Here is a 16,591-nt window from a genome sequence, read left to right on the forward strand (position 1 = left end):
ACAAAAACCCAACCCCCCCCCCCCCCCCCCCCCCCCCCCCCCCCCCCCCCCCCCCCCCCCCCCCCCCCCCCCCCCCCCCCCCCCCCCACAATTCGTCGGCCAGCGTGTGCAGGGTATGGGTTCCGGTTGCATAGAGCTCGAATGCCTGGCGGATGAGCGGTGCGCGCTCGGGATCAGGCGTCTTTACATGGCCGCCGCCATGATCGAGATATCCGATAGGCGCCTTGAACGGATAAAGGCCTTGCTTGGCGCGGCCGCGTATTCCTTTCTTCACCTCATCACGCAGATTGCGGATGTAGTCCGAGGCGATCACGGCCAAGAGGTCGGCGGTAAGTCGTCCGCCACGGGTCGTCATGTCGAGGCTTTCATGCGCGAAGTAGACATCGACGCCGTGCTCGATCAGTTCCTGAATATCGCTCCAGTCCTTCAGGTTGCGGGCACCGCGGTCGATCTTGTGGAAGATCACACCCCGGTCGCGCCGGCGCTTCACCAATTGTAGGATACGCGAAAATGCTGCGCGGCCCTGCTTGGCGGCGGTCTCGCGTTCCTCGAACCACTCGAGAATCTTGATCTGGTTGCGTGATGCGAACGCGGTAATCGAGTCTCGTTGCTCACCTAGGGACGTACCCTTTTCTCCCTGGCGGACTGTCGAGACGCGCACATAGGCATAACATTCTTTCATATATTCAATGGTTTAACTCGTCCGGATTCTGACTCGATTCCGGCATTTTGTCGAATCGGGCCGTGGCCTCGCGGGTTAGCCGGGCGTGGATGCGGTCAACAACGCGCAAATAGGCACGGACATTCTCCAATGCCGCCAGGTGTGCCGCCTCGTCGGCATCAGGCATGAAGTCGCGGATGAATTGCGGAATCTGATCACTCATTCCTCAAGATTACCGCCGTCAACTCCCAGCGACAGGTGCACCCCTATGCCGCATGCGCAGGATCACGCGCCTTAGGCGCCCGCTTACCGACCCGTACACTGAGGCCATGTCACAACAGCGAGCCAAGAAGAATAAACCCACCGTCACAGCCGGGAGGGTGCTGGACGACGGTACTATCGTGGATCTGGCCTACGACGCCGATGCGCACGCGACCCAGCTCTGTGTCTGCAGGGGCGGGGACGTCTCGATGGAAACGCAGCTTGATCTGAAGGGCGAACGCCTCGTGCCGATCCCAGCGGATCATGCGCTGATCCGGCATAAAGTTGTGCTGCTGCCACGGCAGCCGGAACCCTATGGCACCGACGCTGAGCTTGTCGCCGCGATCCGGGAACATATTCACGGCTATGTCGATCTCGATCCGACCTTCGAGGCGATCGCGGCCCATTATGTGCTGCTGTCCTGGGTTTATGACGCGTTCAATGAACTGCCATATCTCCGCCTGCGCGGCGATTACGGTACCGGCAAGACCCGGGCGCTGCTGATCATCGGCTCCCTGATGTACCGGCCGTTCTTCGCCAGCGGCGCCTCCACCGTGTCGCCGATCTTTCATACCCTGGAGCAGTTCCGGGGAACCTTGGTTCTCGACGAGGCGGACTTCCGCTTCAGCGACGAGAAGAGCGACCTGGTCAAGATCCTCAACAACGGCACCGTGCGGGGTATGCCGGTGCTCCGCACGATGCTCAACAGCCAGCGCGAGTTTACGCCGGCGGCCTTCCATGTCTTCGGCCCCAAGCTGATCGCCAGCCGGATGACCTATGCGGACGTGGCGCTGGAAAGCCGCTTCATCACCGAGATCATGGGGTTGCGGCCCATGCGCCCGGACATCCCGATCAACTTGCCCGACGCAGCCCGTACGGAAGCGGCGGAGCTGCGCGACAAGCTGCTGATGTACCGCTTCGCCAACCGCAACCGGGTGAGGATCGACCCGCAATTGACCCGGCCGGACCTGGAGGCCCGGGTGAACCAGGTGCTGGCGCCGCTGCTGTCCCTGATCGCGGACAAGGACCTGCGCACCGCCATCCTCGATCGAGCCGGGAGCGAGCAGCGCAGCGCCCGGTCAAGCCGCGGCCTCTCCATCGAGGCGCATCTGGTTGAAGCCGTGCTCGCCTGCATGGAAGCCGCGCCTGACCAGCCGCTACCGCTGAAGGACATCGTCTCCACGGTCAATGCCCGCTACGGCCGCGAATACGACCGGCCGCTGACCAGCCGTTATGTGGGCTCGGTACTGCGCTCGAAGCTGTGCCTTTATGCCTACAAGTCGCACGGCGTTTTCATTATCCCGATAAAGGAGCTGCAAAAGGTGCAGGTGCTCGCCGCGCGCTACGGCATCTCGGGCGACGCCGAGGCCTGACCGGGGACATGGGGAGGAGGGGACGTTGCGAGGAGAGCCGGGCTCTGGACGGCCGGGCCATGAATGACGTGGATCCTCGTGGGCGGTCTCGATCCGGGATGTCCCCACATCCCCTTATCCCCAAAGCGTGCCACATGGGCATGTTCGCGCGTCTTATGTCCCCGCCTGGATGGGGTCACACTGGAGTGACAATGCTTTAATAGTATTGGTTAGCTCTATGTCACATCGCCTCCCCAGTTATTTTAGAACACTCCGGCTGCACAGCGGCCTCAGCCAGGCCGAACTGGCGTTCCTGATCGGCTGCAAGAAGGGATCCTACGTCTCGCGGATCGAGCGAGGCCAGCGGCCGCCGACGGTCGAGGCGATGCTCGCCTATACCATCCTGTTCGACAAACTGCCCCGGGATGTGGTGCCGCATTTATGCGAGGAACTGGAGGGCTGCATCCTCGCCCGTACCGAGCAGCTCTACTACGACCTGCAGGGCATCCCCACGCCGGCGATCCGCGCCAAGCTCGATGCCCTGGAGCAGATCCTTAATCGTCACGACATCACCCGCCTATGACACGACAACGCTACAATCTGGTCCTGTCCGTCCACGCCACCGCGCGCGGCCTGGCCTATGTTCTCTTCGAGGGCGAAGCCAACCCGGTCGACTGGGGCCGCGCCGAATGCCGCGGGCCGCTGAAGAACCATCGCTGCATCGATCGCTTCATTGGCCTGATCGAGCGACACCGGCCGGACGTGGTCATCCTGCAGGATCCCGACGATCTGAGACGGCGCCGCTCTGACCGCGCCGGCCAGCTCGCCAGGGGCTTCGCCGCCCATGCCGAGGGCCACGGCATGCCGTTCGTCTTCCGCTCGCGCCGGGACGTGCTCACCGCCTTCGCGCATCTGTGTCCGTGCACCAAGCAGGCCATCGTCCAGGAAATCATCGGGATGATGCCGGTGTTCGCGCAACACACCCCGCGTATCCGCAAACCTTGGATGAGTGAGGATGCCCGCATGGGCCTGTTCGACGCGGTCGCGCTCGCCATCTCCTACTTCGCCGAGCAGAACAGTTTTCCCGAAAGCCGTGCCGCATGAAAAAAGGGGCCTGGTTTGGACGCCAGGCCCCTTGCCCCATCTAGAAGGAGCTTCCGTCACCTGAGGTGCGATCGCGAAGAGCGACGCGTTCGGCGACCCACGCACACACTTCCGTGTACCGCCACGCGACCCTGCAAGGCCCGAGTTGTACCCGCTGGGGGAACTTCCCGTCCTTTTCGAGACGCGCGATGTGCTGAAAGCTGTACGGAATGCCGAGCGCCTTCAGTTCCTTCTTCGATACGAGTAGTCGTTCAAGTTGCATCGGATGTCTCCCAAAAGGGAGCATCGCGATGCCCCAGTAAGCGGCTAGCCGTGCCGTTCAGTGGCAGGAAGAATGATAGGGGCTGTTCGGAACGGGCTCAAGTTATCCGGAATCAGATCGATAGATGGAATATGGTTGCCATCGGGGCTTATCTGCCTTTGGCGGCTAATTCATCGGGAGATAGTCGGCTTTGCGCCCATCTCGGTCGTTCGCCGCGTGAGGGCGTGCGTCCAAAAGCGGACATGGTCAAAGGGAGTAATATGCCGGCGAGGCGCAACTCATGAACTTCGTTGCCATTTTGCGCCGTCGCCGCGACCGACCGCTGTTGCGAAAGCGGTCGTCAGATTTCCACCCTGAAAGGCCGAGATCACTTCGCAAGAGCAAGACTAAATGCAGACCGGCTTTCGAGCTGCGCTACAGGCCGCGTACGCCAGCCATCCGCAGCGGGATTCGCATCGTCTCAGCCGGCGCCTAATTGCCCTGCTGCGCGACGCTTGACATGCTAACATTTTACGCATCAAATGAGGGCCGATTAATTAACATGGAGCATGCTGTGGCGGTTCTCGCGCAGGAGATCGAGATTCTCCCCAGGCTTGCGCACCTTGGTTTATCCAAGGCTGCGCTCTTGGACGTCGTCCGTGCCGCGGTGGGCAGTCGGCGCAACACTACTCCGTTTCATCCGCTGAGCGCGGGTGGCCAGCTTTCGTGGATTGAGGGCACCGCGCACCTGCGGCGCGTGTTCGTGCCTCAAGGGTGGGAAATCTGCCGACGAGACAACATTGAGTCAATCTTCAACGAAGCCGTCGGCATCAAGGTCATTTTCCAGAATGCCGATCGGGCGGGCGATCCGCTGCGTGATCCGATCGCTACCTCCAAGAAGGGGGCAGGATCGGCGCGGGCGGTCGAGCTCGGTCAGTATGACCTGTTTCCGGAGGATAAAGCGAGGGAGGACGTGGAGATCACCGCCGCGCCTTGGGTGCTGTTTGTGTACGCTGACGGTGATGACGTGCGCGCGGAGCTGTCATGTCCGATCGCGATCAATGACGAAAGGTACGACGGCTTTCATGAGCGCATCCTGCTGGTTCAGAAGGGCGAATGGGACGGCCCCAACCCGCTTGCGGACGACGGCGAGCCGCCGGTCGACTATGAGGTCACTATCTCGCGCAAAGGCTGATGGTTGCTGTGTTCAACCCGCAAAGACTGGTCTTGGGCCGCAAGCGGCGCAAGCTGACTGCGCGCGCCTTGGCGAGCGCAGTTGGCCTGTCGCCGATCACGATTTCGCGGCTGGAGAACGGCGCGAACGAGCCGGAGGACGAGACCATCCAGGCGCTGTCGCGCGCCCTCGACTTCCCGCAGTCGTTCTTTTTCGCGGAGGAGGTGGATGAGCTTCCGGCCGAAGCCGCCAGCTTCCGCAGCCTCTCGTCGATGACGGCGAAGGAACGCGATGCCGCGCTGTCGGCGGGTGTTATCGCTTATCTATTTCACGACTGGATTGCCGAGCGCTTCAACCTTCCCGACACCGATGTTCCGCATGTTCGGGACGCAACGCCGGAAGCGACGGCCCAGATCGTGCGTGCCAATTGGGGCCTCGGTCAGCAGCCGATCTCAAACATGATCAAATTGCTCGAGTCCAAGGGCGTACGCGTATTTTCACTTTGCGAGGACACCAAGAACGTCGATGCATTTTCATGCTGGCGCAATGAGCAGCCGTTCGCTTTTCTAAACACCTTCAAGTCTACAGAGCGCAGTCGTTTCGACGCGGCACATGAGCTTGGCCATTTGGTCATGCACAAGCACGGCGCGCCACAGGATAGCCGGCAAGCGGAAAGCGAGGCGGATCGGTTCGCCTCGGCCTTCCTCATGCCCGCCGACGACGTCGTGAGCCGGATTCGATATGTTTCTAACCTTGAGAGCCTCATCCAGGGCAAAAAGCGCTGGGGGGTCTCGGTCGCTGCATTGAACTATCGGCTGCACAAACTCGGTGTCGTCAGCGACTGGCAGAACCGCAGCCTTAATGTTGAGATGTCGAGCCGTGGATATCGCCGCCAGGAACCCGAAGGGCTTGATCCGGAGACGTCGGCCTTGTGGCCCCAGGTGTTTGCGACGCTTTGGCGTGAGCGGATCACGCGGGATCATATCGCCAACGAACTTCACGTCCCGACAAGCGAGCTCGATGGGATCCTTTTTCAGCTCACAGCCCGCACGAAGAGCGAGTCCGAAAAGAAGGGCCGGCTCCGCGCAATCTGATGCTGCACGATCCTATCCGCCGATTGCTGGAGGATGGCACAAGGGAATGGCGACATGCCGTTGATGACATTTGAAGCTGCGATCGCCGATTCCGCGACGTTCGCCAAGCGCCATCTGCTTCTGGGTAATGGTTTCAGCATCGCCTGCTGCGCAGACATCTTCCATTACGGCTCGCTGTTCGCACAGGCGGACTTCAGCAGCTGCCCGGAGGTGAAGTCAGTTTTCACATTGCTTGGCACCGAGGATTTCGAGGCAACAATCCGCGCGCTGGAGAATGCCGCGCTCATTCTTCCCGCTTATGTGCCAGATGGTGCGGGCGCGATCACCAAAATGCAGGTGCATTCCATTGCCCTTAAAGAAATCCTTATCCAAACCATCGCTGGTAATCATCCAGCTGTGCCGCCCGAGATCGACGACACCAAGTTCTGGGCGTGCCGAGCTTTCCTCTCGCACTTCCTCGCTACCGGCGGGCAGGTCTTCACGCTTAACTATGACCTGTTGCTGTACTGGACACTGATGCACGACGACAATCCGTTCCGCGACCCGATCAATCTCGCCAAGAATGATGGCTTCGGAAACGACGAGGATGATCCCGACGCGGAATATGTCGTATGGCAAGGTGAGGTAGGCGCGCATGATGCACGTGTCCACTTCCTTCACGGCGCGCTGCACCTCTTTGACTCAGGGTCCGAACTCAAGAAATACACCTGGGTGCGCAAGGGTGTGCCGCTGGTTGAGCAGGCCCGCGAGGCGATCGATAAAAACGCCTACCCCCTTTTTGTCGCGGAAGGAACCAGCGCCCAGAAGAAGGCGAAGATCCGCCACAACGCCTATCTCTACCAAGGCTTCAAGCAGTTCACCGCGAATGCGAGGATTGGCAGTCATTGCTTCTTCATCTTTGGCCACTCACTCGCCGCGAACGACGACCACATCCTTACCCGCATGGCGCGCGGCAAGTTCCGGAAACTCTATGTCGGCATCTATGGCGACCCGGCATCCGTTGACAATCAGCGGATCATGAACCGCGCGAACGAGCTTGCCGAGCAGCGCCAGGAAAAATCGCCGCTAGATGTGCAATTTTATGATGCTGCCACGGCGCAAGTCTGGGGCTGAGTGAGGCTTGCTCAAGTGTGTAGCTGCCTGAATAGAGTAGATCAGATGCCGAAGATTATGATGAACGGGAAAACGGTGAGGGCTGGCAACATTGAGAAAGATTTGATGCGGGCTGTGGCCGCAAATGTGGTGCAGCAACTGCGCGACCGGTTCAGCGCGATCCGACATCCAGAGACAGGTGAGTTCGCACGCGTCATTGTGCAGGGCGACTCGATCGAAGATATGTCGGTCCGGATCGAGGGATCGCCAGAACTTATCGAATTTGTACGCGACCGCTTTTCACCGGAAGAGGCAGAGATGGTGACGCTTATATCTGATGCTCGGGCTCCGCATGCTAAGGTATTTCTCAGCTACGCATCCGAAGATCGCGAGCTCGCTAAAAGGATTGCCGAGGAACTGCAGGCGAATGGCATTGAGATTTGGTGGGCGGAGTGGGAGCTCGGCGCAGGCGATAGTATTCGCCGAAAGATTGATGCTGGGCTTGGCGGCTGCACCCACTTCATCGTGCTTTTGAGTCCGACGTCCATCACGCGACCATGGGTCAACGAGGAAATCGATGCCGGCTTCGTGCGAAAGGTTCAGGCCAAGAGCCGGTTCATTCCGCTTCGGCACGGGCTCGCGGTGGACGCGCTTCCACCGCTCATGTCTGGTATGCTGGCACCCGAAGTGGACGCGTTAGGCTCAAACCTCCAGCAACTCATCAATGACATCCTCGGCGTTAGTCGTAAGCCACCTCTCGGCAAGGCGCTAATCGAGGCGACACCAGTTGGTACCGGCTACTCATCGGCAGCTAACAAGGTCGCTGAGTTGTTTGTCAGGGAGAGTCGCCACGGCCAGTTTGGCGATCCGCAGGTCCGTGTCGACGACATCGTCGAACGGACTGGTCTGACTGAGGACGACGTGGCAGATGCGCTCCACGAACTCCGCCATTTCTTCAATATAAGCCATCGTCGCGTGTTGCCTAAAGAGGGACTGTATTCCGAATTTGACCGCCATTGGCAACCGTGGGATCCGGCTGATGATGCGCTGAAACTTGCCGCTGATATGCTCAACGACCTTGAATTTCCGAGCACCCCAAAGGCTATCGCGGAGCGCTACGGCTGGAGCGCTCGGCGCCTAAACCCGGCGATGGCGCATCTGCGTGAGCGGGATGCGGCGAGCCTTCGTGATGCGATGGGCCCGGGGCCATTTATCACCATCAGGATTGACCGCAGCGATAGCACTCGCCGATTCGTGAAAAGCCGAAGCTGATGCGAGTATATGGCTGATACACTCAAGAGCCATCTCGTCGGACACGACTTTTCCGACCGTCCGCCCATTGGCGTTCATATTGTACATCAGCACTATCCAGGCTTCATCGACGTCCTGCCAAACGCGCTGTACTTGGTTGATGGCGGTGGGTTGCGCGGTGGCGTGCAGGTCCTGCGGCACGTAAGGCCACTCATCGTAACCGACTTCGATAACAGCTTCTCTCGAACCGACGGTTCGGTAGGTCAGGTATTCACGCGGCTCGAGAGGCCTATTGGGGAGATTTTAGCAGACGCGAACGTCGTAGACGCCATCGGCCTCGAAGGTCGCAGCGCTCCGACGCTCGCGATTGAAAAGGGGCCCCGCGGCCGGATCTTCTACCAAGATGTCTTCACAGAACTGCAGACGCTCACTGAGTTCTTTGAGCCCTCTCAATCCGACGGCTTAGTAGCGCATGGCCTTCTCCTTCGGCGTTTCATCGCGACCTACCGTTTTCTGCATCCTGATCCCCGTTTGGAAATGCCGTCCGAGGCTCCGATCGAGAGCACGCCATTGCGCGTAGGGCGGTATGTTTACGCGAGTGAAGAGCGCTCATGGCCGTTTGAGCAGCGAATAGAACAAGCGTACCCATCGGACCTTCAGCTGTCGATAATGGCACTTGGTCGTGGCGTAAGATCGCTCCGAGATCACTATGTCTCGCCTGCGGAGCTTGAAAAGCGCTCCCGCAATCTCAATGCTTGGCTCTGCAATGGCTTTGATTTGCCCGAAAATCTGGTCGAATTAGAGCGTTTGGCCGATCTGGCATTTATAGGTAAGCGATTGCGAGCGGCGGTGATTGAAGCAATTTCGATCCTTGAGATTAGTCTGCTTCAGGCACGCGATCGCGTGCCTATGGCGCGGCGCCGAGCTAGCTCGATGACCAAAACTGCCGACGATCTGACACTCAAGTTCTTGGTTAATGCGGTTCTCCCGCAGTTGCTGCGCGCCTATGACGGCGATCCGGGCCCCGTTATCAAGAAGGCGAACGAGGCGCGCGTTATTCGTAATAACGTAGTTCACAGTCGCTCGGAGCCGACGCTAGAACAGACAAATTTGGTGCTTTCGAGTGTCCGCACCGTTCTTTCTATCTTTGAACTGCCCGACTCCTTTAAGGGAAATTTTAAGCTTCGTTCGCCCCCTCCTTGAGCCTGTGCCAAGTCGGGAAAGTTCGGTCGGCCTTCGGGCACCTGTGCCTGTAGGTGGACAGCCAATGTATTGCCAAGTCAGGTCGAAGAGCGGCCTAATGAGCAGGCGCCAACAGCCGTACACATCGCCCTTATCGTATGCCGACCGAAGTTTCGCGGATTGAACGGTCTGCCTTTCCCCCGTCACGGCCTGGAAGCAGACAGGCTGCTATCGGCCACTATCGGTCATTGGATTGCGGGCCCTCTGAACGACTGAAACTGGCCGTTTTACGACCGTCTGCTCTCCGGCCTGCAGCCACGAAAGGAGACGCCGCGAGCGAGGTGCCGAGCCCTCAGCCCGTTAGGCACGCTTTGTACGAGAATTTTTCGGTCGTGCCGTCAGGCCGGTTGATCCAGAAGCATTTTGTGCCGAAGTCGGCGCTTCGCACACTAAAATGCGTGATACCACAGCCGATCTTGGCTCCCGCCTCGGGATGTAGCGCAAGCGCATCCCTCAGGACCTGTTCATCGGCGGGGCTGACCTTGTCACCAACATCATAACGATGGAGTATGGCCTGGAGAAAAGCGGCGGCATCACCCTTTTTCGCGAAGTGCAGAGGGCCAATGGTGAGGGGCTTGGACGGCATCTCAATCTCCTCTGTGGCTCATGTTGTTGAGGTCGCGGCTTGTTCGCTGCTCTCGGGAAGAAGCTTCTCGCGTATCTCGCGCAGGATGATCGCCGGGATGTCCATACCCTCGAATTGCGCCTCACGTTCGGCAACCCAAGCTTGGCATCCTTCCTTGCTGAGATCGTCGCGGGCGATCTTTTCATAAAGCGCGACGGCGCTCATGCGCGAGAGGCCGAGCTCCATCAGCGAAAGAAGGGTGCGGGACGAGACCCCGAATTCGAGCTGGGTGCCGATGTCGAGGTCGTGCTCAATCAGATCCACTCGGCCAATCCCGCGCAGATGCAGGTTCAATATGTCCATATAGGCCGAGAAGTATTTTGGCGCTCGGAAGCGCGCAGTCTGCTCGACCAGCTCCATCGTGTGGCGGATCAGGACCGGCAGCCTGAAAGCCCGGCCGCGGCTACGGTGATAATCGATGTTCTTCCTGATCATTGCGGCGAGCGAGAAGCCCTTCAGCCACTGGACGACGATGAGGGCGTGCAATGGGATCAGACCGTCGGGCATGAATGCAGGGAACAGATGCTCATTGATGCGCCGCATGATCGTCACGAAGCGATCATAGCTGTCCTGACTGTCAACCGCTGCCGGAAGCAAATTCTCGATGTCGCCTTCATAGGCGCGGAAAGCATCGAGCAGACGCTGCAGGCCGAGCGCACTAACTCCGGGATGACGGCCAGCGATCTCGGAGCCGATGTCGATCTGACTAGCGATCGCGGCAAGGCGCCCATCGAGCTTCGCGACCTTCGCGGGGTCATGGCGCTTGGCAAGCGCCGCTTGCGAGATCGAGCCAAGCCGCAGGTAGGTCGCGAGGAGATAAGAACCTACCTGCTCGAACTGATCAGAGTGTTCCAGTTCCGGGAGCGTGGCGGTCGCGCGGCGGTCGAGATAGTCGGCGAGACCATCGCCCAGCTCGATGACGGCATCGCTCTCGCGCTTGATCGGATAGCGCGAGCGCGCCGGAACGCCGACCGGCCAGGCGTTGGTATCATGCGGGTCGATGCAGATGATGTTGCCTTGGAACTCGTCGCCCCAGCGACCGGCGCGGCCCGCGAGGTTCCAGAAATCATGGGGCTCCATCGGATGACCAATGCCTTTGCGGGGGCCGCGCAGCACAATGGTGCGGCAGGACAGGTTAACCCCCTCGATCAGCGTCGAGGTGCAGATGAGGAAGCGTATCTTGCCGGAGCGGAACAGCCGTTCGACCTCGAGCCGGATTAGCGACGGCATATTCCCATAATGGAAAGCGACGCCCCGCTCGACGAGCGGCGCTAGCCTGAACTGAGGATGGACGCCCTTGCGCGCGAGATCGGCGAGCTCGAGCAACTCGGGGTCAGGCAGATCGGCTGGCGCAAGCAATTGGCTGATCAGATCGGCAATTTCTTCGGAATCGGCCGCGCGGTTGGCATAGACGAGTGTCCCACCTCGTTCGCCTGCCGCCACAGCGATAAACGCCAGCCGCTTTCGGAGGCCGGCTGGGGAGCTGGCGAGCCGAAGGACGCCGACTGGCAGCGGCGCGTCATGCTGGCGAACCGAGAGATTCCATAGTTTAGGTTTGCCCGGGACCTGCTCCGCCACGATCACATTCTGGAGGACGGTCGGCGCATCGCTGTCGATGGCGGCAACCTCGACACCTTCAGGCGCGTCAGCGAGCAATTCCTCGGGATTCTGAGTCGACGGGCTGATGAAAACGAGCTGGAGGCCGGGATTGGCGCGAGCGGCGCGCTCGATCGCATCCTGGAGGATCACTCCGCGTTGGTTATCTCCGATTTTGTGCGCCTCATCGACGATCAGGAGATTAATTGCGATCGCGTCGCCAAGGATATTGGCGAACAGGTGCAGCCGTTCCTGTGTGAAGACGAAGATGAGACGCGCGCCACCGGCGAGCGCGGCATCATATTTATCCCGCAACGGGAGCGAGGAAACCTGAACCCCACTTTCCTTGCCAAGCAGAGCGACGAGGCTGCCTTCAATCTCCGAGACGAGGGCGCGTGTCGGCGCCAAGTAGACAGCGACACGTGCCTTGCCCGATCGCATCTGGTCGATCAGCCATTGCAGGACTAGAAACGTCTTGCCCGACGCGGTCGGCGCCGACGCGGAGAGCCAGCGATGATCGGCAGCATCCTTCCAAAAGCGCTGCTGGAAGTCGTTGACCTGGAGCCAGCGTCCGCTCGATTCGACGAGAATGGCCTTGTCCATCTGGCGGCGCTGAGCCTCGATGCGGAGCGACATGCCGAGCCTGCCGTCGAGATCGGCGGTAAGTAGGTTGCGCTCGCCGGCCAAAGCGATCGCTCGGAAGTTGGACAGCTTGCCGAGGAGCACTGTACCCGCATCCTTGACCGGATCGCTTGTCGACAGGGTGACCGCCCCTGTTGCGATCCGTAGTGCTGCTTCCTGATGCAGCCGCTGATCGGACCGGGCCAGGATGCTGCCCGCAAGCAGCAGGCGGGACCAATCGATTTCAACTACGGCAACGGAGTCGGCTGAGGGAACCAGATTGTCGATCTCGGTGACGACCGTACGCTTGGTAAGCTCGTCGAGTTCGGTCTTAATGCCTTCATTGAGGAGCCAGGCTTGAAGATCGATCAGGCTCATTTCTTGAGCCCCATCGCGGCCAGGAACGCCGAGCGGAATGCCTCTGCAGACGGCAGGGGCAGGCAGAAGAATTCGATTTCGAACTGCTCGAGCTTATCGGACTTGAGGCGATCGCCGATTCTCGACCGCCACTTCTCGAGCTCAGTCCTCGCGGCTTCGGCGATATCATCGGCGACAGCCTTGGCATCATCGCCGGGATAAAAAGGCGCGTCGAAACCCACGAGGGCAACACCGCAATATTGGACACGCTTCGACATCGCTGAGTTCTTGTCGAAATAGCGCTTGAGCGCTTCAGTCAGATTTGGATCGCTCAAATCCGCCTTGTCGCTGAGCAGAATGAGATCGCGCTCGCGCTCGGCGCCCTCATGCTCGGGCTCGACAAGGAACGGCGCGAGCGAGGTGAGGCAATCCTGTATAGCGGACGCCACATTCTTATAAATCTTGGACTCGCCCCAATAAAGTTTGAGCAAGCCTTCGGCGGTCACGCCCGCATACACGCCATCGGCGCCATGATAGTGCATGCGTGTGTCAGTCTTGATATCCATCTTACAGAGGATCTGCGGGAGCTTGAGGAATCGCTCAGCCAAAAGGAAGAGGAGCATCTCCCCGCCCTCGCCGGTCTTGGCGAGATCGGTGAAGGAGCGCTTTGCCTGCTCGACCAGCGCGGCGACCGCCGCGGTGCTGTTATACTTCTGGTCGCGTGCGTGGGCTTTGGCGAGTTGCGAGCGAGGGATCGCATAATCGGCCACCGCGTCGCGCATCAGTTCGGCGAGGCGGTGGGGCTGGACGCGTCCGTTTCCGTCGACGGTTAGGGCGTGGCAGTGGACCTTGACCGCGTGACCGTCGATCAGAACGTCACGCTCGATCAGGGACAGGTGGACGTCGAGAGCTTCGGGATCTCCCGTCAGCGCAGCTGTCAGATCGCTAGCGGTGATGTTCGACAGACTGCCCCCCTTCTATTCTTTCCGTCGTCCATGACGAGTAACTTTTACATTGGTAAACCTAACCGCGTAGAAGACCCTCGTCTATCATTGGTCGAACAAGGCGGATGACGGTCACGGTCGATGGCGGTTCAACGGATGCTCGGGTCGCCTTCGCTCGCACTGCGAATATGACGGCTTTCGGGAAAACGGCTGAAACCGTTCTACGGCCACCTTGGGCGCTTTCCGGACTAGGACTTCGCTCGAGGCTTGGATGGGAGGTCACCACATCCTGGTCGCGATCTCGCGTTCTTCCGGTCCGAGCGCATTCGCGTAGATGGCGGTTGTCGAGATATCCGCGTGCCCCATCCACCTTCGTAAGAGGTTGAGTGGTACGCCTGAGTGGATTGCGTGGACGCCGTACCCATGCCGCAAGCCCTTTGGTGTCGCCTGGGGACCAGATACCCCAGCTTCTTTCATGATCGACTTGATCCTTCGCCAAGCTGTCATCCGATGCATAGGGAACAGTTGGCCGTTGGTGCCCAAATTCCTCGACAGTGAAAACCGATGTACCTCGCTTGCCAGATGGTCAGGAATCGGAATTTGGCGCACATGCAGCACCCCGCGCTTCTTGAGGGTGAACACCGCGATCAAACCGTCGCTTCGTTCAACCGACGCAGACCGTAGGGACAGGACCTCGGAAACGCGGCAACCAGTGTACACCAGCAACTCGCAAAGCAAGCGAGTCTGCCGGTCGCGGCTTGGAAGCACGGCCAGAACGCGGGCGCGCTCGTCCTCATTGATATAGAGCCGCCGTGTCTGGCGGTCATAGAGATGCATTTCTTGGTGTTGGGACGCCATGGGGTTTGCGTGATGCAGCCACGGCCTGCCGGCGGATCCGCCCATCGATGCCAGTGGCCTTTCAGTGACACTTTTACCAAAAGTGTCACAGGCCTTTGTGGATCAAGGTGATCCGCGCCTCTCGCCGAGACATTAGCAACGAAGAATCTGCGTAACAAGCCCAAAAATGGCCGTAGTTATCAGTATATGACGGTATTGGTAAAAATGTAACAGACCATATGTGGATAAATCTGGATGATTGACGCGACCTTTTTGTCTCGAAGAGGGTCGCGATGACTTTAGATTATGAGCAGATAGAAGGTTTATTTCCATCGATATGCGTTGTTCAAACTGCGGTAGGGGCCTTCCTTGAGCCCGACTTGGATCACGACATATTGTCACCCTGTACAGCGCTGGTGATGGTCGCCAATCGGCGCGGCGTCGAAAATCCCCTCGCTCGCGCCGCCGGCGTTTCTCACAAATGCGCCATCCCTGTAGCCGGCCTCCCCATGTTGGAGCGCGTGATCAGAACGCTGCGGTCTTGCCCCTATGTCGTAAGGATTCTGATTTCCGTCGAAACCCCGGAGGTCCTTCGAAGTGTTTCCTATGTCGATGATCTCGTGGCGGCCGGTCTGGTGTCAGTCGTGCCCAGCGGCGCAACCCTTTCCCAGAGTGTTCTAAACGCGGCACGTCTCCTTGAGGAAGCGGATTATCCGTTGCTGGTAACGACCGGCGACAATGTCCTGCATACCCCGGAAATCGTTCACGGCTTTTACGCGGTCGCCGCGGCATCACCGGTCGACGTGGCATTCGCCCTGACGCCTCGCTCCATCGTGGAGGAGGCCTACCCCGCCGAGGCCCCTGGCATCGGATATCTGACCTTCGCCGAAGGCGAGCATTCCAACTGCAACATCTACATGATCAGGAACAGCCGCGCGCTTCGTGTCTGCGACGTCATGAAGACCGGGGGACAGTTCCGCTCGCACCCCTGGCGCATTCTGCGCGCGGTCGGGTTCTCCACGCTGCTGCTGTACAAGCTCCGGCGGCTGACCCTTACCGGGCTATGCGCGCGGCTGGAGCACCTGTTCGGTGTTTCGGCCGGGGTCGTTTTTCTGCCGCACCCTGACGCACCCATCGACGCGGATGGTCCGGATAGCCTGGCCCTCATCGAGCGTATTCTCCGCGCCCGGGGAGGGGCCCGCCATGCAGCCTGACGCCTCGAACAATGTAATTCTGGTCGGACCCGCCCGGTCGGGAACGACACTGGCTTGCAGCCTGCTCAATGACCCTGTTGTCGCGAACACCGCCGCTCTCGATGAACCCTATGATCGAGACATGCTGGCCGCCGTATCGTCCGAACGGTTTCTCCCGTTCGTTGAAGCGCAGTTCCACCGATTCCGGCGGATGCTGGTCGAAGAGGGAGAGGCGGTCTCGACCGTAGGCGATCACGGTCTTTCCAATCATTACGATTCACTGTGCTCCGAGACCGGATTGCGGGAGCGAGTAGTCTCTGCCGGACGGGTCCGGCTGAACAAAGCCCTGGATGCGGATTGCCGCCTTGCCGTGAAGCACACGATCCCGTTCACGGCGATGCTGGAGCCGCTTCGATCGCGTTATCCGGTCTATGCGATCGTCCGCAATCCAGTGGCGGTGCTTGCGTCCTGGAACTCAATCGATGCGGCTTACCGCAATGGGGCGCCGCCGCGATACGCCGCGCATCTATGCGGTGACATGCCCTGGTTGATCAACGCGGTTCGCGACCGTTTCGAGCGACAGGTGGTATTGCTTGCCTGGCACTTCGAACAATACCTGCCGTTGTTGCGCGATGGGAAAGTCATCAGATACGAAGACATGATCGACAGTGGCGGGCGAGCGCTCGGTATTGTGAGCGCCAACGCCGGCAATCTGTCGGCGCAGCTCGCGAACCAGAATTACGTTAATTTTTGCGATCCGGAACTTATTGCACAAATCAACATCTCCCTACACCGCCTGGGCGGCGTTATCTGGGAGTTCTACGACCGGAAAGAAGTGGATGGGTTGAGCGCGTTTTTCACCGAAGGCCGATCGGAAGTCAGGCAACGCAAATAGTTGGCGCCCCCTGGGCGTCGTTCTCCCGGGGCCCGCCGTAAATCTCAAGCC

At 59.8% G+C, this 16,591-nt stretch carries 17 protein-coding genes; 10 read left to right on the top strand and 7 right to left on the bottom strand.

What is annotated here, in order from left to right; genetic code table 11:
- The coding region (locus WJU21_RS18960; RefSeq protein ID WP_346325041.1) for a recombinase family protein at window positions 1–682 on the bottom strand (682 nt) is incomplete at its 3' end.
- 4 nt (window positions 683–686) lie between these two features.
- Window positions 687–884: a hypothetical protein gene (locus WJU21_RS18965; RefSeq protein WP_346325042.1), complete on the bottom strand. Its 198-nt coding sequence runs from the start codon at window positions 882–884 to the stop codon at window positions 687–689.
- A gap of 247 nt (window positions 885–1,131) precedes the next feature.
- Between WJU21_RS18965 and WJU21_RS18970 the strand changes: the two genes are divergently transcribed.
- The 3 genes from WJU21_RS18970 (at window position 1,132) to WJU21_RS18980 (ending at window position 3,378) form a co-directional block, all read left to right on the top strand.
- Entirely contained in the window at window positions 1,132–2,295 is a 1,164-nt protein-coding gene (locus tag WJU21_RS18970) for a hypothetical protein (protein WP_346325043.1), read from the top strand.
- A gap of 217 nt (window positions 2,296–2,512) precedes the next feature.
- A complete protein-coding gene (locus WJU21_RS18975; protein ID WP_346325044.1) occupies window positions 2,513–2,857 on the top strand; it encodes a helix-turn-helix transcriptional regulator in 345 nt (114 codons plus the stop codon).
- Window positions 2,854–3,378: a hypothetical protein gene (locus WJU21_RS18980; protein WP_346325045.1), complete on the top strand. Its 525-nt coding sequence runs from the start codon at window positions 2,854–2,856 to the stop codon at window positions 3,376–3,378. Before WJU21_RS18975 ends, WJU21_RS18980 begins: the two co-directional genes overlap by 4 nt.
- 40 nt (window positions 3,379–3,418) lie before the next feature.
- On the opposite strand, the gene WJU21_RS18985 is transcribed toward WJU21_RS18980, so the two are convergent.
- On the bottom strand, window positions 3,419–3,664 hold the full coding sequence (locus WJU21_RS18985; protein ID WP_346325046.1) for an AlpA family phage regulatory protein: 246 nt from the start codon (window positions 3,662–3,664) through the stop codon (window positions 3,419–3,421).
- A 529-nt stretch (window positions 3,665–4,193) separates the two neighbouring features.
- On the opposite strand from WJU21_RS18985, the gene WJU21_RS18990 reads away from it, so the two are divergent.
- Genes WJU21_RS18990 through WJU21_RS19010 form a run of 5 tightly spaced genes read left to right on the top strand, consistent with a single transcriptional unit; the run spans window position 4,194 to window position 9,433 of the window.
- Window positions 4,194–4,814 carry a hypothetical protein gene (locus WJU21_RS18990; protein ID WP_346325047.1) on the top strand — a complete coding sequence of 207 codons (621 nt, stop codon included), beginning with the start codon at window positions 4,194–4,196 and terminating at the stop codon, window positions 4,812–4,814.
- Window positions 4,814–5,887, top strand: coding sequence for an XRE family transcriptional regulator (locus tag WJU21_RS18995; RefSeq protein WP_346325048.1), 1,074 nt, complete (start codon window positions 4,814–4,816; stop codon window positions 5,885–5,887). The genes WJU21_RS18990 and WJU21_RS18995 overlap by 1 nt, the downstream gene beginning before the upstream one ends.
- A gap of 54 nt (window positions 5,888–5,941) precedes the next feature.
- On the top strand, window positions 5,942–7,000 hold the full coding sequence (locus WJU21_RS19000; protein ID WP_346325049.1) for a DUF4917 family protein: 1,059 nt from the start codon (window positions 5,942–5,944) through the stop codon (window positions 6,998–7,000).
- Window positions 7,001–7,045: 45 nt separating this feature from the next.
- Window positions 7,046–8,251, top strand: coding sequence for a toll/interleukin-1 receptor domain-containing protein (locus WJU21_RS19005; RefSeq protein WP_346325050.1), 1,206 nt, complete (start codon window positions 7,046–7,048; stop codon window positions 8,249–8,251).
- Window positions 8,252–8,260: 9 nt separating this feature from the next.
- Window positions 8,261–9,433 (top strand): hypothetical protein, encoded by a 1,173-nt coding sequence (locus WJU21_RS19010; protein ID WP_346325051.1) that lies wholly within the window; start codon window positions 8,261–8,263, stop codon window positions 9,431–9,433.
- 331 nt (window positions 9,434–9,764) lie between these two features.
- On the opposite strand, the gene WJU21_RS19015 is transcribed toward WJU21_RS19010, so the two are convergent.
- From WJU21_RS19015 to WJU21_RS19030, 4 genes are all read right to left on the bottom strand, one after another.
- Window positions 9,765–10,058: a DCL family protein gene (locus WJU21_RS19015; RefSeq protein WP_346325052.1), complete on the bottom strand. Its 294-nt coding sequence runs from the start codon at window positions 10,056–10,058 to the stop codon at window positions 9,765–9,767.
- Window positions 10,059–10,076: 18 nt separating this feature from the next.
- Window positions 10,077–12,692 carry a DEAD/DEAH box helicase gene (locus tag WJU21_RS19020; RefSeq protein ID WP_346325053.1) on the bottom strand — a complete coding sequence of 872 codons (2,616 nt, stop codon included), beginning with the start codon at window positions 12,690–12,692 and terminating at the stop codon, window positions 10,077–10,079.
- Window positions 12,689–13,636, bottom strand: a complete 948-nt coding sequence (locus WJU21_RS19025; protein ID WP_346325089.1) for a DUF1837 domain-containing protein — start codon at window positions 13,634–13,636, stop codon at window positions 12,689–12,691. Before WJU21_RS19025 ends, WJU21_RS19020 begins: the two co-directional genes overlap by 4 nt.
- Window positions 13,637–13,894: 258 nt before the next feature.
- The gene (locus tag WJU21_RS19030; RefSeq protein ID WP_346325054.1) at window positions 13,895–14,473 is read right to left on the bottom strand and encodes a tyrosine-type recombinase/integrase; all 579 of its coding nucleotides are present in this window, start codon (window positions 14,471–14,473) and stop codon (window positions 13,895–13,897) included.
- 272 nt (window positions 14,474–14,745) lie between these two features.
- On the opposite strand from WJU21_RS19030, the gene WJU21_RS19035 reads away from it, so the two are divergent.
- Window positions 14,746–15,666, top strand: coding sequence for a nucleotidyltransferase family protein (locus WJU21_RS19035; protein ID WP_346325055.1), 921 nt, complete (start codon window positions 14,746–14,748; stop codon window positions 15,664–15,666).
- A complete protein-coding gene (locus WJU21_RS19040; protein ID WP_346325056.1) occupies window positions 15,656–16,540 on the top strand; it encodes a hypothetical protein in 885 nt (294 codons plus the stop codon). Before WJU21_RS19035 ends, WJU21_RS19040 begins: the two co-directional genes overlap by 11 nt.
- The last annotated feature ends 51 nt before the right edge of the window (window positions 16,541–16,591 follow it).

The organism is Emcibacter sp. SYSU 3D8, assembly GCF_039655875.1.
Taxonomy (GTDB): Bacteria; Pseudomonadota; Alphaproteobacteria; order SMXS01; family SMXS01; genus RI-34.

What these genes read in the sequence shown, in the direction of transcription:
- WJU21_RS19030 (WP_346325054.1), bottom strand. Translation starts at nt 14,473, where the DNA reads ATGGCGTCCCAACACCAAGAAATGCATCTCTATGACCGCCAGACACGG.
- WJU21_RS18985 (WP_346325046.1), bottom strand. Translation starts at nt 3,664, where the DNA reads ATGCTCCCTTTTGGGAGACATCCGATGCAACTTGAACGACTACTCGTA.
- WJU21_RS18965 (WP_346325042.1), bottom strand. Translation starts at nt 884, where the DNA reads ATGAGTGATCAGATTCCGCAATTCATCCGCGACTTCATGCCTGATGCC.
- WJU21_RS18980 (WP_346325045.1), top strand. Translation starts at nt 2,854, where the DNA reads ATGACACGACAACGCTACAATCTGGTCCTGTCCGTCCACGCCACCGCG.
- WJU21_RS19010 (WP_346325051.1), top strand. Translation starts at nt 8,261, where the DNA reads ATGGCTGATACACTCAAGAGCCATCTCGTCGGACACGACTTTTCCGAC.
- WJU21_RS19035 (WP_346325055.1), top strand. Translation starts at nt 14,746, where the DNA reads ATGACTTTAGATTATGAGCAGATAGAAGGTTTATTTCCATCGATATGC.
- WJU21_RS19005 (WP_346325050.1), top strand. Translation starts at nt 7,046, where the DNA reads ATGCCGAAGATTATGATGAACGGGAAAACGGTGAGGGCTGGCAACATT.
- WJU21_RS19040 (WP_346325056.1), top strand. Translation starts at nt 15,656, where the DNA reads ATGCAGCCTGACGCCTCGAACAATGTAATTCTGGTCGGACCCGCCCGG.
- WJU21_RS19020 (WP_346325053.1), bottom strand. Translation starts at nt 12,692, where the DNA reads ATGAGCCTGATCGATCTTCAAGCCTGGCTCCTCAATGAAGGCATTAAG.
- WJU21_RS18975 (WP_346325044.1), top strand. Translation starts at nt 2,513, where the DNA reads ATGTCACATCGCCTCCCCAGTTATTTTAGAACACTCCGGCTGCACAGC.
- WJU21_RS19000 (WP_346325049.1), top strand. Translation starts at nt 5,942, where the DNA reads ATGCCGTTGATGACATTTGAAGCTGCGATCGCCGATTCCGCGACGTTC.
- WJU21_RS19015 (WP_346325052.1), bottom strand. Translation starts at nt 10,058, where the DNA reads ATGCCGTCCAAGCCCCTCACCATTGGCCCTCTGCACTTCGCGAAAAAG.
- WJU21_RS18995 (WP_346325048.1), top strand. Translation starts at nt 4,814, where the DNA reads ATGGTTGCTGTGTTCAACCCGCAAAGACTGGTCTTGGGCCGCAAGCGG.
- WJU21_RS18970 (WP_346325043.1), top strand. Translation starts at nt 1,132, where the DNA reads ATGGAAACGCAGCTTGATCTGAAGGGCGAACGCCTCGTGCCGATCCCA.